The organism is Paenibacillus sp. 11B, from assembly GCF_030487755.1.
Lineage (GTDB): Bacteria > Bacillota > Bacilli > Paenibacillales > Paenibacillaceae > Paenibacillus > Paenibacillus vandeheii.
On record NZ_JAUKNS010000002.1, the window covers coordinates 1,383,762 to 1,399,604 of the forward strand.

Genomic DNA, 15,843 nt, shown 5'->3' on the forward strand with positions numbered 1-15,843 from the left:
ATTTCAGGAATACACCTGGAATATCAACGTGTAATTGCTTTTCTCGATTTGAAATCCACACCTTTATAATACATATCTGCCACGAGCAGATTCGGACCGCAGCAAGAAGCAGCATCACAATGACAGTTCACAGTCTGATTCAAAGGATGTTCCGCCGACCACTCATGGAATACGTCATCCAGCTTCCGGTCTCGAATGTTGCCAAACGCCGGGATGTCAGCAAAATCGGTAACATACACGTTTCCCGTAAACATGTTGACGTTAACGCGGTTACGACCGTCGGGATCGTTACGAACCGTTACTTTGGGCTCGCTATATAAGCGGTTGATGAGCTCCCGATCCTGGTCTGCTGCACTGCATGCGAAGAACGGAAGTGTACCAAACAGCATCCACATATCCTTGTCACGCACATCCAACAAACGATGAATAGCTCCTCTCATATGATCAAGGGAAAGCACCGGCAGTGCAGAAGCAAAATTCGAATTATACATCGGATGCACTTCATGACGGACACAGCCCATCTCACGGATCAATTGATGAATGCCCTCAAGCTTGTCATGGGTACGGAAATTAATCATGGACTCCGCAGAGATAAACATGCCCGCTTCACTGAGCTTACGGGAATTCTCCATCATTTTCTCATACATCTTCACCGCTACTTCACGCTTGACGGGTCTGCCACTGTTGGCAAAACCGACCTGGTGAAAGTCATCGGCATTCAGATAATTGAATGAGATATGCATAACGTCCAGATATGGCAACAGCTGCTCGTACCGACGTATATCCAGCGTCAGATTCGAGTTGATCTGGGAACGAATCCCCCGATCCTTGGCATATTTAAGCAGCGGAATGATCATCTCATCCACGGTCTTCTGACTGAAGCTCGGCTCACCACCTGTCAGACTGATCGTCTGAAGGTGCTCCACCTCATCCAGCCTTTTAAGCATCAAAGGCAACGGAAGCGCAGGCGCTTCGCGCATCGTTAACATATCTCCTACCGCACAATGCTCACAGCGCATATTGCACAGATGAGTTACGGTCATTTCTACACTGGTCAGCACATGGCGTCCATATGTACGCAAAGAGCCGATCGGATCCCAAGGATCATTAGTCGGCGATAAAGGCATCGGTTCTACCGATCCTGAGTTTAGCATGGTCATTGTTCTTCACCTTATTCCTTTTATTAACCTAAAAAGTTTTATTTACAACATACCCCGACTTCATCTTTTTGGAGTTATCTTTTATCATAGCACAATTTCCTGCGCTCTGGCATGAGCATGCTCTGTCCATTACATGACAAAAAACGCCCCCGTAACATCCGGGCCAAGCTGGCCCGGACGTTACGATATGAGCGCTGACCCATTCTCCATTAGATGTCAGATATCAAAATATTTCATTACGTGCTGAAGCTGGCGTAGCGTCTTCCACCCCTTCAACGCCTGTAATCATAACAGACAGCGCTGTGGACAAATCAATTTCATAGGGTGCGCTTAAGGTCTGTCCATCTGCGTCCTTGAGAACACGAATGCGTGGTCGTTGCGGAACGCGGGAATGGATGGCTGCAACAACCCCGATTTCTCCTGTACTCAACGTGACGGAAATACCTAAGGGGTAGATCGCAACACAATCACGAAATTTTTCCAACATACGCTGTTCATATAATGTCCCTGAACCCGTGTATAATACCTCAACCGCCTGATGAGGCAGAAAGGCTTGACGATACACCCGATTGGTCGTCATCGCGTCATAAGAGTCGGCAAGGGCCAACCACTTTGCATATTCATGGATTTCATTGTCTTTCAAACCAAAAGGATACCCGCTGCCATCAATCCGTTCATGATGCTGTAAAGCGCAATGTGCAGCAAGGAGCGGTATACCCGGTTCATCTTTGAGAATACGATGTCCATATGTAGTATGCTGCTGTATGATTTTAAATTCCTCATCACTTAGCTTGGAGGGCTTGTGCAGAATGTCTGGGGCAATCTGTGTTTTTCCAATATCATGTAACAAGGCCCCCAGACCAATCTCCATTAATTGCTGGCGTGTATAACCCGATGCCACTCCAAGAACCAAGGTGTATACACATACATTCAATGAGTGATTATACAGATCAAAATCACTGGAGTTCATATCCATCAGCATAATCATCGCTTCCTTCTGACTGCCAATGTCCTCCAGTATTGCATTCATTACCCCGCTAAGTGCTTTTCCGAAGTGCGGGATTCGACTTTTGGTTTTGAGGCCAGACATACTCTGAAACTGCTGTTTGATCTCGACCAGCGCTCTACGCCTGGTCTCTTCCTGCAGCATATCCGGAATGATGATATCCTCTGTTGCAGCATCCGAAATATACACGTATCCAATCCCCAGATCTTTCAGACGTCCAATCAACCGACTGGTCAGCTCCACTCCCTCACTGAGCAGAACCACACCCTCTTCACTATAAATTCGTTTCCCCAGCTTCATGCCAGGCTGCAATAGGTTTATATGTACTAAACGCACAGCCTATCCTCTCCCGCTCCGTAGATGTAATTTCCACTAGCCGCCGCTTCAGCAGAAGGCAAGTACTTGTTAGATTTCATGCCAACGGGATCGCAAGCTGTCATCCAGCGCCCCTGGCCTTTTCAGTTCCGTTTCGAGCAGGTCACGTATAAATTCAGGAAGTCGATACGATGTATCCGTTCCAAGAGAAAGGGTCGGATACCCTACATTGAACGTAAACATGTCGAGTGTTCCCACCACATATTCATGTTCATCACGAATCGGTTTGCCCTCAATGTATATGGCACGGATCTTCTCGTATGGAGGCGCGTGTGGATCATATTCCACGTCCATCCCATCCATGCACAAGGTTCCTAAAATATGCCCGCGAAATCCAAACCCGATAATCGGTTTTCGTGAGAACTCTGACAACAGCGACTGCTCCAGTGCCTCCCGAATCTGAATTCCATTCAAGCATATTGTACAGGCATTAATGGGAGATGGACATAGGGAATGTAACATTCCCTTTGTAATATTGCCCTGCGGAAGATCTGCAAGAAGCTGCCCGGCGTTCACAAGTGACAACTGCGCTCCGGTGAACTGACGGACTGCCTGGGCAAGCAATGACGCAAACGGAGACTCATGATCGTAATCAATGGCGAGTGTTCTGTCCGTTATAACGGCCGTCTGGCCAAGCGCCCGTTCGGCTTCCGTCTGATGTGTGTCTATGGCCAGTGCTACCCTTTCTTCGAGCATCATGTTCTGGACCGGAACACAGCCACTGCTCACCAGTGCATATTCATTCGTTCCATATTCTCGCTCCAATACCACCTTACCGAGCCACTGACCAAACTTGCCTGCCGCTCCAAGCACCGTCTGACCAATGACTAATGGTTCTTCCAATACATGATGTGTGTGTCCGTCCAGAATGACATCGATGCCCGGGATCTGTTCGGCCAGTCTGCGATCTGTTGAAAGCCCCAGATGGGACAAAATAACGATCACATCCACCTGAGAACGCAAAGCTTCAACTTGCTCACGCAGTGCCTTTAACGGCTCCAATACGTCCCACCCCAACAATTCGTAAAAAGCGGTAAAAGGTGCTGTAGCACCAAGCAGACCGATGCGAAATGGCCCCTTCTCCAGAATGAGAGAGGATTTCATCCAGACTGGTGGCAGGCCCGTAGCCTAGTCCACAACATTTCCACATACGACTGGGCACAGAAGTCCAGAGTAAGACTGTGCCAGTTGTTCGGGTGTAAAGGTTAGTCCTTCGTTGTTCCCGATTGTTATGGCATCGTAACCGGTCAGATTAAGGACATCGACGTTAGCCGCCCCCAGAGTGCCCTCCGTCTCAACTGCCATCCGGTCCATATGATCTCCGATATCTACTACCAGAAACTCTCCGGCCTCTTTCTTCTCCTGTCCGATCATGGCGGCGATGGAGCTCATGGAGCCAAAATGACTATGGATGTCATTCGTGTGTAGAATCGTTAGTGTTTGCGTCTTCCTGGTGCTCATCACACCGCCTCCCTCTTATCGTATATAACGTACATTCCTCTAATGGATAAGCATAACATTTTCCGCGTCGTTATGATATATTTATAGGGTTTAGAGATTAAAAAGAGGTGAGTTATTCGCATGAAATTGACAATTCAACTATTTGCAGGCATCGCTGAACGTCTGGGCACATCCCTGCTCGAATATGAATACCCTGGAACAGATCCAACTCCTGTGCAATTAAAAGAAAAACTGGGCCTTGCTTACCCAGAAGCGGCGGCTCAAATACGCGTTTCTTTCCTGGCAGTAAACCAACAGTATGCTTCTGCCGATATTATAATCAAGGCCGAGGACGAACTCGCCTTAATTCCCCCTGTGTCGGGTGGAGATGGGACCTATTTGACTGGTGACGAACAGCGTTCTCCCCATCCCGAGCATCGTACGGATGACGGATTATTCCTGATCACCCAGTCCCCACTGTCCGTGGAAGCTACAACGAAGCTAGTCATCACTGCAAACCATGGAGCATCCCTTACCTTTGTTGGCACCACCCGTGAAATGACCGGACAACAACGAACGGTTCATCTCGAATACGAGGCCTATGTACCTATGGCACTTTCTCAGATGGCGGCTATCGGCAGTGAAATCAATGAACGCTGGCCAGGTGTGATATGTGCGATAAGTCACCGGATTGGGCAGGTAGACGTAGCAGAGATCAGCGTCGTCATTGCCGTTTCCTCCCCTCATCGCAGTGACTGTTACGATGCGAGCCGCTACGCGATCGAAAGACTCAAACAGAATGTCCCCATTTGGAAAAAAGAAGTATGGGAAGATGGTTCCGAGTGGAAAGGTCATCAACTAGGACCCTGGAACCCCATGGACAATTAAATAACTAGTCATTCGACCCTTTGAACGGGCAATGAAATTAGTAAATAAGTCGTTGTCAACCCATTTTTTTCTTGTTATTATAATGATATATGTCGATATTAGTCGAGGAAAAGGTGGTTTATACGTGAGAGTGCATGTTACTGATCTTAAACCTGGCGACCTGCTAAAAAATGATGTGTACAACAGTTCGGGTCTCCACATGCTGATGAAAGGTTCCAGACTCAGCGACGATGATATTGCCAAGCTGCTGCAGCACGGAATCGATTACGCAGATGTAGAGCATACAACATCTGACCTCCACTCTGATGCACAAACCTTACCTTCCGATCAAACCCGTCTGTTAACTAACCTGTTTAACGATACGATCAAAGGTACAGAATCTCTGTTCGAACAAGCGATGGAGAAGGGTTTTATTGATGAGACTCAGGTCGATGAGATTTTGATAACCCTAACGGGACAACTTGAAAAACAAAAGGATGTTGTCTCCTTGCTACTGATGCTTGACGGGGATAATGACTATACCTACAATCATTCTTTACAAGTCGGAATGCTCGCTTTTTATATCGCCGGCTGGATGGGCTACAACCCTGAGGAATGTTTGACTGTAGCCAAAGCAGGATATCTTCACGATATAGGCAAGTCCAAAATTCCATCTGAAATGTTACATAAGCCGGGCAAATTAACGCCCGAAGAATTTGAAGAAATGAAGAAACATACGTTATATGGTTATGAGATTGTCATGGAATCCACTCAGGATGAGATTCTTGCAACCGTTGCCCTCCAGCATCATGAGCGTGAAGATGGAAGTGGCTATCCTTACGGACTGAAAGGCGACGAGATTCATCCATTTGCCCGTATAACGGCTGTAGCAGATGTGTACAGCGCGATGACGACCAATCGGGTGTATCAGACCAAGCAGGAACTTATCTCCGTGCTATGCGAATTGTACAGCCTCAGCTTTGGTCAATTGAATGCTGAAGTCACACAGGAACTCATCAAACATATGCTGCCCAATTTTATTGGCAAAAGGGTTCTGCTCACAACCGGCGAAACCGGTCTGATTGTTTTAAATAACCCTGCGGATTACTTCCGCCCACTCGTTCAGACCTCTACAGCCTTTATCGATTTAGCGAAGGAAAGAGATATAGCAATCGTTGAAATTTATATCCAGTAAGCCAGCAATAAGCGTTCAGGAATCCGCAGCAACAGTTAGCGTAATTCAGATCCAAGAGAACATCCGATACAACGTGTACCTCGTATGCATGTGAATAAAGGGGAGCCACTAAGGCTCCCCTTTATTCACATTAATTCATATCGGATTAAACGCAGAATGCTTTCGTGATGATAACCAACAGAATGAACAGTACCAAGATCGCACCAGTGTTTGTGAACATATTGTATCCGCCTACGCCGCCTACGTTGCCGCCACAGCCATATCCTACTTCGCTCATGTGATTGCCTCCTCTTCATCAGGTATACCCTAACATATGACGTTTCCGGTTAGATGAACCGGGCGAACGGGCAACATTCCATAAATGGTTGTCTGCCTGCTTTTGACTGAAAATTAGGCTTCACGTTTACTCCTGATCCGCTTGTTGTTAACCTGAGGAACCGGAAGAGACCTTGATCCCCTTTTCCTTACGATACATGATAACCAGCAATCTCCAAAAATCATAACTGCCCGCCTCATTCATTATAAACGGTTGGTAATAACGATAAGCTTCCTCTGCCCAAGACGGACAAGCCATACTGGCAATGTTCTTTTGCTGCTGGATCCAGGCCGACTGGGATTCCAGCATCTTCTCCATTGCTGTTAACCGTTCTCTTTCCTCCATTGTCATTGGCGTCTCCTCCGATCCTTCCACAGTTGAATTATATTCAGATTGCAAATAGATCCCTGGATCCACAACACCATTCTCACTGGCCGTATATCCATACGAAGGGGTGCTGGATTTGCGTACCTCATAATGCACATGTGGCCCTGTACTTTCACCCGTGCTCCCCTGGTTGCCGAGAAGCTGCCCTTGCTTTATTTGCTGTCCAACTTTTACTGCAATTCGGGAAAGGTGGGCATAACAATGCAAGTAACCCCTGTGATCCTGCACCGCAACCGTAAGCCCATAACCGCCGAATCCTGAGCCTGTAGCCCCTTCCGCAGCAAAACGTACAGTCCCGTCCATAAATGCATGTATGGGCCCATTCCATGGCTCTGTGACGAGATCGATTCCACGATGAAATGTCTGTCCGCCAGAAATAGGATGGATTCTGTAGCCAAATGAACTTGTAATCCGATATCCCTTAAACGGATTGTCGCTCATGTTTTCACATCCTTTTCTATCATTAGATGCTTGAATCTAGTAAATGGCTTGTGCTATTGATCTTATTTTATTACAAAAAAGAACCGCTCAGAATGTTATTGGTCCAAACCCTGCGGTCTTTTCCAATGCTTATTCCAAGCGGTGATATAGATTATTTATCTGTTCTCTATCGTTCCAAGATTAAAGGGATTAAGGTTGGACAGGCTTATAAATAACTCCAAGCTGATCAATCTCTTGATCGGCTCTTCCATAAAACCCGGCGATATACCAACCCGCAGGCGCGTCCAGAATGATCTGCTCCGAAGTCTTCTGGCCCCCTGCAATTTTATTCCCCAGATTGGTCGTTAATTCAAGGTGAAAGATTCGTTTATCTCCATTCCGTGTCCCCTGACTAATCGTTGCCCGTGTTAGATATTCACCATTAGCGAGATTCAGTGTGGAAGTATTGGATTTCCCTCCATGTGTCAGAGTTGTTCCATCTCGATACAACGTCGTAATACCATCCACACGGTTGCCCGTGTCCAGTACAATTGAGCCAGGCTGCGCATCAGGTATGCGCTCCAAATCATTAAAGCCAGTTCCGCCTGCTCCTCCAAGGGTTGAACTGAGTCGATATGCAGGGGAAACACTGTATACAAAATTTGCTGTAATCGGAAAATGATCAGATAGTTGATTTCCAGATGGATCAACGAATTTCTGATCTTCCACACGATAACTTGCGGCATTCAATGTTAACGCTTTGCTTCCACGGTATAAGATTTTGTCCACAATTTCATAATTGGGGCCATTGACGTTGCCAGCATCCATAAGCGCATCTCCGTCTGCCGGAATGCTTCCACCCCGAACGAGATCAATCCAAGGATCATGCAATTCATTTTCCGTCAGCAGCATCTCGATGTTGTCTGAAGCACGGGTATAACGAGTATTCGTATCACCAAAAACAATGACCGCGTTGCCCTCAGATTGATTTTTTATGTAATCGGAAAGCTGTCTGATGTTATCACGTCTGGCTTCAAGCGATTTATCATCGTCGCCTGCGTCTGCGTGCAGATTATATACATCAATTTTCACGCCAGGTGCAATCTCGTAGGTTGCTGCGGTGAAACCTTTGGGCGTCAGCTCATCACTTCCATTGTCAAACAGACCGGATCGCTTGTTCCAGGTTACCCTTTTCAAGTCCCGGAACGGATACCGGGATAAACTGTTCAGCCCGCTTCCAAAGCCGGCTAGCCCGCTCGTTTGAGTCAAATAGGGCAGGGTTACTTGCGAAATCAACTGGTTGTGGTAATTAAAATCCTCCTGCACATTAATGATGTCATAGTCGTTCAGCTTAGGGGAAATCTGCACCGTATACTCTTGAGGCTTGGAACTGGAAACGAGACTGGGGAGGCCGCCTACATTATAACTTAGGATGTTGAACGAACCGGAGGCTGCTCCGTCCTCAGCAGCATGTGCAGCAGGGGAGTACAGAGGTAATATGCTGAATGTAACCAGCGCTGATAATAATAAAGCCTTTGTTCTTTTTGCTAATGGTTGTCTCATAAACTATCCCTCCTCATATTTTGAATCCATTCAAATATATGTACTCAGTGTTACGGGAAAATAAATCAAATGTATATTTTTGTATTTTTAAACATTTCAAATCTGGTTCAAGCCTGCATACAGAGGCAGATCATCCTCCATAAAACAAAAAAAGATCGAGGGAAAATCCCCCGATCTTTTTTTTGCAGCTGTATTAACCGATGCTGCCTTCCATTTCGAACTTGATCAATCTGTTCATCTCTACCGCATATTCCATCGGCAATTCCTTCGTGAACGGTTCAATGAAGCCCATGATAATCATCTGTGTTGCTTCGGCATCAGTCAAACCACGGCTCATCAGGTAGAAGAGTTGATCCTCGGACACCTTCGATACCGTAGCTTCATGCTCCAGCATAATGTTATCATTCATGATTTCATTGTAAGGAATCGTATCGGATGTGGACTCATTATCCAAAATGAGCGTATCACATTTGATATTGGATTTCGCACCTTCCGCTTGGCGACCAAAGGAAGCCAGACCACGGTAGGTTACTTTACCACCATGTTTACTGATCGACTTGGATACAATGGTTGATGTTGTATCTGGAGCCAAGTGAATCATTTTCGCACCTGCATCCTGATGCTGATTTTTACCAGCTACAGCGATGGACAGAACCGAACCTTTAGCTCCGCGACCTTTCAATATAACTGCTGGATATTTCATCGTCAGTTTGGAACCGATGTTACCATCGACCCATTCCATCGTTGCATTTTCTTCAGCAACTGCACGTTTAGTAACCAGGTTGTAGATGTTTGGTGCCCAGTTTTGGATCGTTGTGTAACGAACACGGGCATTTTTCTTACAGATAATCTCAACGACCGCACTGTGCAGTGAGTTCGTGCTGTAGATCGGAGCTGTACAGCCCTCTACATAGTGAACGAAGCTATCTTCGTCTGCAATGATGAGTGTACGCTCGAATTGTCCCATATTTTCGGAGTTAATCCGGAAATATGCTTGCAGAGGCACTTCACATTTCACGCCTTTAGGCACGTAGATGAAGCTTCCTCCGGACCATACAGCACTATTCAGTGCAGCAAATTTGTTATCTGCTGGTGGAATAACCGTTGCGAAATATTCGCGCAGGATTTCCGGGTGCTCTCTAAGAGCAGTATCCGTATCCATGAAGATTACGCCCTGATCTTCCAATTCTTTTTGCATGTTGTGATAAACAACCTCGGACTCATACTGTGCCGATACACCTGCGAGGAACTTTTGTTCCGCTTCAGGGATACCCAGTTTATCAAAAGTTTCCTTGATTTCGGAAGGTACCTCTTCCCATGTTTTTCCTTGTTTTTCAGAAGGACGAACATAGTACTGGATATCGTTGAAGTCCAATCCGTCGAGATCTCCGCCCCATTTCGGCATAGGCATCTTCTCGAATTGTTTCAGGGATTTCAAACGGAATTCCAACATCCACTCCGGTTCGTTCTTAATCTTGGAAATCTCGGTAACGACTTCTGCAGTCAGACCTTTACCGGTTTGAAAGATGGATTTGTGCTCGTCACGAAAACCATATTTATACTCTTCCATTTCTGGTGCTTTTTTAGCCATCTTGCTCTACCTCCCTATCGTTATTGTACATTGTCCTCTTCGTCAATTCCTTTGCGTAATGCATTCCAGGCCAACGTGGCACATTTAATGCGAGCAGGGAACTTGTTCACACCGGATAGGGCTTCGAGATCTTCATAATCGTCGAAATCGACTTCTTCCCCTTTCATCAGTGAGGAAAAACGGTTAGCCATGTCGAGTGCCTGATCCATCGTTTTGCCTTTGACTGCCTCGGTCATCATGGATGCCGAGGACATGCTGATGGAACAACCTTCCCCCGTATACTTGGCTTCCTGAACGATTCCGTCCTTCAGCAAAAGTTGCAGTGAAATCCGGTCGCCGCACGTTGGATTATTCAAATTCACAGTGACAGCGTCATTATCAAACGTTCCGCGGTTGCGCGGGTTTTTGTAGTGGTCCATTATGACACGCCGGTACAGATCATCAAGTTGCATCGCCAAAATACTCCTTTGTCTGGATTAAGGCGCTGACAAGTCGGTCCACATCTTGTTCGTTATTATATAGATAGAAGCTGGCACGAGCTGTTGAACTGACTTCCAGCCAGCGCATCAGCGGTTGGCAGCAGTGGTGTCCGGCACGAATGGCTACGCCACTCGCATCCAGTACTGTTGCCACATCATGCGGGTGCACGTCACCTAGGTTAAAAGTAACGACCCCGACATGACGCTTGGCTGGTCCATAAATGGTCAGTCCGTCAATCTCGGCCATACGTTCCGTTGCATAAGCTGCCAGCACACTTTCATGATGAGCAATCTCATCCATACCAATCTGCTCCAGGAAATCGATAGCTGCACCCAATCCAACTGCTCCTGCGATAATCGGGGTTCCACCTTCGAACTTCCAGGGAAGCTCTTTCCAATTGGAATCATAGAGACCAACTTCATCAATCATTTCACCGCCGAACTCAACCGGTTCCATGGACTCCAGCAGCGCCTTTTTGCCGTAAAGTGCACCGATTCCGGTTGGTCCGCACATTTTATGGCCGGATAATGCGTAGAAATCACAGTCCAAATCTTGAACATCCACCTTCATATGCGGCGTGCTCTGTGCGCCATCTACAACGATGACAGCACCATTACGGTGTGCAATTTCAGCGATTTGTTTTACTGGATGAACAACACCCATAACATTGGAAACGTAGGCGATTGCAACAATTTTGGTTTTGTTTGTAATCGTCTTCTCCACATCAGCCAAATCAATGTTGCCATCTGGCTGAAGCGGAATGTATTTCAATGTCGCTCCCGTTTCCTTGGCTACCTGCTGCCATGGAATCAGATTGCTATGGTGTTCCATCTGCGTAATAACAATTTCGTCGCCTTCTTTGCAAACTGCGCGTCCGTAAGACGAAGCAACCAAATTCAAAGCGGTCGTTGTCCCACGGGTGAAAATGATCTCCTGTGTGCGTCGTGCGTTGATAAACTTGGCAACCTTCTCCCGTGCGCCTTCATAAGCATCCGTTGCACGGCTTCCAAGCGTATGAACACCACGATGCACATTGGAGTTCTCATATTCATAATAATGTTTAATCGCTTCGATTACAGCCAGCGGCTTCTGGGAAGTCGCTGCGTTATCTAGATATACGAGCGGGTGTCCGTTGATTTCCTGGTGGAGGATCGGGAACTGCTCGCGGATAGCCGGGTTCATTGTCCCAGTTTCCGTTCGATGAGAGACTGCAATTGGGTACGCAGTGCTTCCAGAGGAATATCCGCCACCACCGGAGCCAGGAAGCCGTAAATGATCAGGCGTTCCGCATCCGTACGGTTAATCCCGCGCGACATCAAATAATGAATTTGCTCCACATTGACTTGACCTACAGAGGCTGCGTGACCTGCTGTTACATCATCCTCATCAATGAGAAGAATTGGGTTGGCGTCTCCACGTGCTTTCGGGCTCAGCATCAGTACTTTCTCTGTTTGCTGTCCGTCCGCTTTGGTAGCACCTTTCTCAATCTTCGTGATTCCGTTAATGATTGCAGAAGCTTCTTCACGCATAACTGCACGTGTAATCATCTGGCTTGGCGTGTTTTTGCCGAAGTGACGAGCTTCTGTTGTATAGTTCAGTTTCTGGGAACCGGAACCTACTGCAATCACTTTGGAATCGGAGCTTGAGCCATTTCCTTTAAGAACTGTCATCGTGTTGCTTGCAGTATCACCGTTGTTCATCTCGCCAACGATCCACTCAATCGAACCGTCGTTCTCCACCACTGCACGGCGGAAGGATACGTCGGTAACACTTGTGCTTAGTTGGTGAACAGATGCGAAACGGACTTTGGCCCCAGCTTTCACGAACACTTCCACAACACCGTTATGGAATACAGGTGAAGACAGTTCGCCGGATACATAGTTATCTACATAAGTAACGGAGCTGTTGGACTCAGCAACGACAAGCACGTGAGGTGCAAACGTTGCAGAAGCATCGTCTGTGAGCAGTACCGCTTGCAGTGGAACTTCAATTTCAACGTTTTTCGGAACATAGAGGAATACCCCGCCGTTCCAAAGTGCTGCATGCAGTGCTGCAAGTGAATGCTCATCTGCTTTTACAGCCGTATTCAGATATGTTTTTACCAGATCGCTATGATCGCGAACCGCTGTAGCCAGATCTGTGAAGATAACTCCTTTTGCTGCAAGATCAGCAGACAACTTGGAGTACACTGTACCGGAATTGCGCTGGATAACCAGGCTGCCTTCAGCTTGATCTTGAACCAAATCTTTGATGGAAGCAGGTACTTCTGTCAAAGAAGAAATGGCTTCACTTGCTTTATATGTGCCGTACTCGCTGACATTCCAGCGTTCGATTTTTTGTTTTTCCAGTTTGGGAAGCGCAAGCCCGCTCGCAAGCGTTAAAGCTTCGAGCCGCTGTTCGGTCAACCAGCCGGGTTCATTATTACTTTCCGACAAGGCGCGAAGCGCTTCAGATTCAACCGGAAGAATTGTTTGTGTAGTCATTGATTATCCTCCTCCGTTTTGTCTTTACGCTTCTTGGCCTACAGTTTCGTCTGTGATTCCCAGCTCTTCCTTAACCCAGTCATATCCTTCAGCTTCCAGACGGTGAGCAAGCTCAGGTCCGCCAGATTTCACGATACGACCTTGCATCATTACGTGAACGTAGTCAGGCGTAATGTAGTTCAACAGACGTTGATAGTGAGTGATGATCAGGAAACCGCGATCTTCGCTCTTCATTGCATTAACACCGTTTGCCACGATTTTCAGAGCATCGATATCGAGACCGGAGTCAATTTCATCAAGTACTACGATCTTCGGATCCAACAGCATCATTTGCAGAATCTCGTTCCGTTTTTTCTCACCACCGGAGAAACCTTCATTCAGGTAACGGTGAGCAAATTCAGGATTCATGTCGAGTTCTTTCATTTTACCTTCCATTTGGCGAATGAACTTGATCAGGGAGATCTCGTTGCCTTCACCACGACGTGCGTTAATTGCGCTACGCAGGAAGTCGGAATTCGTTACGCCAGCAATTTCACTCGGGTATTGCATAGCCAGGAACAGACCTGCACGAGCGCGCTCGTCTACTGCCATATCCAGTACATCTTCACCGTCAAGAGTTACTGTACCTTCTGTTACTTCATATTTAGGGTGCCCCATAAGTGCAGAAGCCAGCGTTGATTTACCTGTTCCGTTCGGACCCATGATTGCGTGGATTTCTCCACCTTTCATTTCCAGGTTGATGCCTTTCAGGATTTCCTTACCTTCGATCGTCGCTTTCAGACCTTCAATGACGAAATTCGTAGCCATGTGTATTGTTTCCCTCCATTGATTAAATTGATGTGTACTGTCGAAAACGAAAAAGCGCCTATTATATCTGAACAGGGCTTCCCCTGAATTTCTCCTGTGCTCCAATCTTCAAAGCAAGAATCACTTTAGAATAATTCTAAACTGATTCTCAATGATAATCAAGTCATTTCCTACGATCTCTTGTCCCGTGCAGGAAACATTATTCTACCTGATTCTATCTTAAAAGCCCGTTTGAATCAAATAACAAAACTTCTTCGTCATAAATAGACAGTGAGAAAAATCACAGGAATTTAACCTTTTAACGAATCTTCTCCTCTCAACCGAAAAAAGGACCTATCCACATCATGGACAAGTCCTTTCGATAATTAACATTACATTTTGAGCGTCTCGTTAATCTTCTGTACCTGTTCGTCAAAATCCGCAACATCCAACACCGGCGTCATTTCGCTCGGCACCGGACCATTCGGAATGGAAATCCATGAACGGCATCCGTTGTATTCAGATAATACGGGAATCTCCATCGGTTCCTTCAAACGGTACACTCGGAGTATCAATACGTGAAGTGGATCTTTGCGTTTCCACCTTAAACGGTCTTCGGCAAAATCCCCAGTCCACATATGAAAGTCATGAAGTCGATCCAGCATCTCCTGATCTCTGATCTTTAAATCCTGCGTCACTTCAGCATATGCCGTGAGACGGATCGTCGAAGCTTCAGGCACCCATTCGGCCAGTGATTCCTCAACATAGGAATGATCAGAGGACTTTATCAGTTCTTTACGCTGATGTTCATAAGTCGGATACAGATAGAACGCTGGACTTTGCAACTCAAAGCGTCGGGTTTCCTCCACAATCCCGCCTTTGCGCATTACCATAATCTGGCGACCCGTTTCCAGTGCTTTGATTGCGGAGGCCCATTCTTTTAATGCCGGTACAGTTGTGCCTATCATAGGTTCTCCTCCCGAAGTCAGTCTTGTCAGCAGTATAGACGCTGGGCGCTATCCTGACAACGTGAAAGTTAGGGTGGAGTAATGTATGTTTTATAAGGCAGCAAAAACTCGATAAGTGAAGGTGGAATTAGCCCAAGAAAGAGCGAAGCATCCACATATGTTTCTCCAGATCAGCCTTGAAGCCTGTCAGCATATCGGATGTTGGTTGATCTTCCGCAGCTTCTGCCACTTCAATACCTTCCTGGTACTCGTTCGACAATGTAGCAAAATCCTCGATCAGATTCTGTACCATTGTGTTGGCATCTTCACCACCAGCAGCCTCTTGAATAGAGGACAACTCAAGATATTCTTTCATTGTAGCTGCAGGGCTGCCTTTAAGAGTAAGAATACGTTCAGCAATTTCATCCATTTGTACAGTCACTTCATTGTAGAATTCTTCGAATTTCACGTGCAGTGTGAAAAAGTTAGGTCCTTTTACATACCAGTGATAGTTATGGATTTTCACATACAGGACGTTCAGGTTTGCCACCTGACGATTAAGTACTTGTTCCACCGATTTTGCTTGATTTGTTTTGTTTTTTGTAGCCATCTTAATCCCATCCTTTTATTATAAAATTAGTCTGACATTCACTTTAAGCAGGTCAACCTGCCGTCAATGACAGAGATTTAACAATTCGGCTCCACCCTGTGGCAGAGAGCCTTGTCGGCGGTATTCCTGTCAACCGTCCGGCCTATTTGTTTTTACCCGTGCACAGGAAGTTCGAAACAAGTCCGGTATCACCTGTCTCAAAAAAAGGGTACAAAAT

The 15,843-nt window shown here is 46.5% G+C and carries 14 protein-coding genes and 1 pseudogene; 2 read left to right on the plus strand and 13 right to left on the minus strand.

What is annotated here, in order from left to right:
- Nucleotides 1-23: 23 nt before the first annotated feature.
- The 3 genes and pseudogenes from yfkAB to Q0V21_RS14640 form a co-directional block, all read right to left on the minus strand.
- Nucleotides 24-1,160, minus strand: a complete 1,137-nt coding sequence (gene yfkAB, locus Q0V21_RS14630; RefSeq protein WP_143805372.1) for a radical SAM/CxCxxxxC motif protein YfkAB — start codon at nucleotides 1,158-1,160, stop codon at nucleotides 24-26.
- A gap of 223 nt (nucleotides 1,161-1,383) precedes the next feature.
- On the minus strand, nucleotides 1,384-2,502 hold the full coding sequence (locus Q0V21_RS14635; protein ID WP_079345957.1) for an HD-GYP domain-containing protein: 1,119 nt from the start codon (nucleotides 2,500-2,502) through the stop codon (nucleotides 1,384-1,386).
- Nucleotides 2,503-2,571: 69 nt separating this feature from the next.
- Nucleotides 2,572-4,002: pseudogene (locus Q0V21_RS14640) on the minus strand (bifunctional metallophosphatase/5'-nucleotidase).
- Between the two features lie 120 nt (nucleotides 4,003-4,122).
- Between Q0V21_RS14640 and Q0V21_RS14645 the strand changes: the two are divergent.
- Both Q0V21_RS14645 and Q0V21_RS14650 read left to right on the plus strand, forming a co-directional pair.
- Nucleotides 4,123-4,869, plus strand: a complete 747-nt coding sequence (locus Q0V21_RS14645; protein ID WP_301879494.1) for a molybdenum cofactor biosynthesis protein — start codon at nucleotides 4,123-4,125, stop codon at nucleotides 4,867-4,869.
- A gap of 124 nt (nucleotides 4,870-4,993) precedes the next feature.
- Nucleotides 4,994-6,043 (plus strand): HD-GYP domain-containing protein, encoded by a 1,050-nt coding sequence (locus Q0V21_RS14650; protein ID WP_024629100.1) that lies wholly within the window; start codon nucleotides 4,994-4,996, stop codon nucleotides 6,041-6,043.
- A gap of 145 nt (nucleotides 6,044-6,188) precedes the next feature.
- On the opposite strand, the gene Q0V21_RS14655 is transcribed toward Q0V21_RS14650, so the two are convergent.
- From Q0V21_RS14655 to Q0V21_RS14700, 10 genes are all read right to left on the minus strand, one after another.
- Nucleotides 6,189-6,320: a YjcZ family sporulation protein gene (locus Q0V21_RS14655; RefSeq protein WP_208642727.1), complete on the minus strand. Its 132-nt coding sequence runs from the start codon at nucleotides 6,318-6,320 to the stop codon at nucleotides 6,189-6,191.
- 147 nt (nucleotides 6,321-6,467) lie between these two features.
- A complete protein-coding gene (locus Q0V21_RS14660; protein WP_301879495.1) occupies nucleotides 6,468-7,187 on the minus strand; it encodes a M23 family metallopeptidase in 720 nt (239 codons plus the stop codon).
- Between the two features lie 189 nt (nucleotides 7,188-7,376).
- On the minus strand, nucleotides 7,377-8,729 hold the full coding sequence (locus Q0V21_RS14665) for a jacalin-like lectin (protein ID WP_301879496.1): 1,353 nt from the start codon (nucleotides 8,727-8,729) through the stop codon (nucleotides 7,377-7,379).
- Between the two features lie 193 nt (nucleotides 8,730-8,922).
- Nucleotides 8,923-10,320 carry a Fe-S cluster assembly protein SufB gene (gene sufB / locus Q0V21_RS14670; RefSeq protein WP_285074676.1) on the minus strand — a complete coding sequence of 466 codons (1,398 nt, stop codon included), beginning with the start codon at nucleotides 10,318-10,320 and terminating at the stop codon, nucleotides 8,923-8,925.
- A gap of 20 nt (nucleotides 10,321-10,340) precedes the next feature.
- Nucleotides 10,341-10,772, minus strand: a complete 432-nt coding sequence (gene sufU, locus Q0V21_RS14675) for a Fe-S cluster assembly sulfur transfer protein SufU (protein WP_024629096.1) — start codon at nucleotides 10,770-10,772, stop codon at nucleotides 10,341-10,343.
- Nucleotides 10,762-11,982 (minus strand): cysteine desulfurase, encoded by a 1,221-nt coding sequence (locus Q0V21_RS14680; RefSeq protein WP_024629095.1) that lies wholly within the window; start codon nucleotides 11,980-11,982, stop codon nucleotides 10,762-10,764. The genes sufU and Q0V21_RS14680 overlap by 11 nt, the downstream gene beginning before the upstream one ends.
- A complete protein-coding gene (sufD, locus tag Q0V21_RS14685; protein WP_301879497.1) occupies nucleotides 11,979-13,283 on the minus strand; it encodes a Fe-S cluster assembly protein SufD in 1,305 nt (434 codons plus the stop codon). The genes Q0V21_RS14680 and sufD overlap by 4 nt, the downstream gene beginning before the upstream one ends.
- Nucleotides 13,284-13,307: 24 nt before the next feature.
- Nucleotides 13,308-14,090, minus strand: a complete 783-nt coding sequence (gene sufC, locus Q0V21_RS14690; RefSeq protein WP_079345974.1) for a Fe-S cluster assembly ATPase SufC — start codon at nucleotides 14,088-14,090, stop codon at nucleotides 13,308-13,310.
- Nucleotides 14,091-14,461: 371 nt separating this feature from the next.
- Nucleotides 14,462-15,037 carry a DUF1802 family protein gene (locus Q0V21_RS14695; RefSeq protein WP_301879498.1) on the minus strand — a complete coding sequence of 192 codons (576 nt, stop codon included), beginning with the start codon at nucleotides 15,035-15,037 and terminating at the stop codon, nucleotides 14,462-14,464.
- Nucleotides 15,038-15,164: 127 nt separating this feature from the next.
- The gene (locus Q0V21_RS14700; protein WP_079345979.1) at nucleotides 15,165-15,626 is read right to left on the minus strand and encodes a Dps family protein; all 462 of its coding nucleotides are present in this window, start codon (nucleotides 15,624-15,626) and stop codon (nucleotides 15,165-15,167) included.
- Nucleotides 15,627-15,843 lie beyond the last annotated feature (217 nt).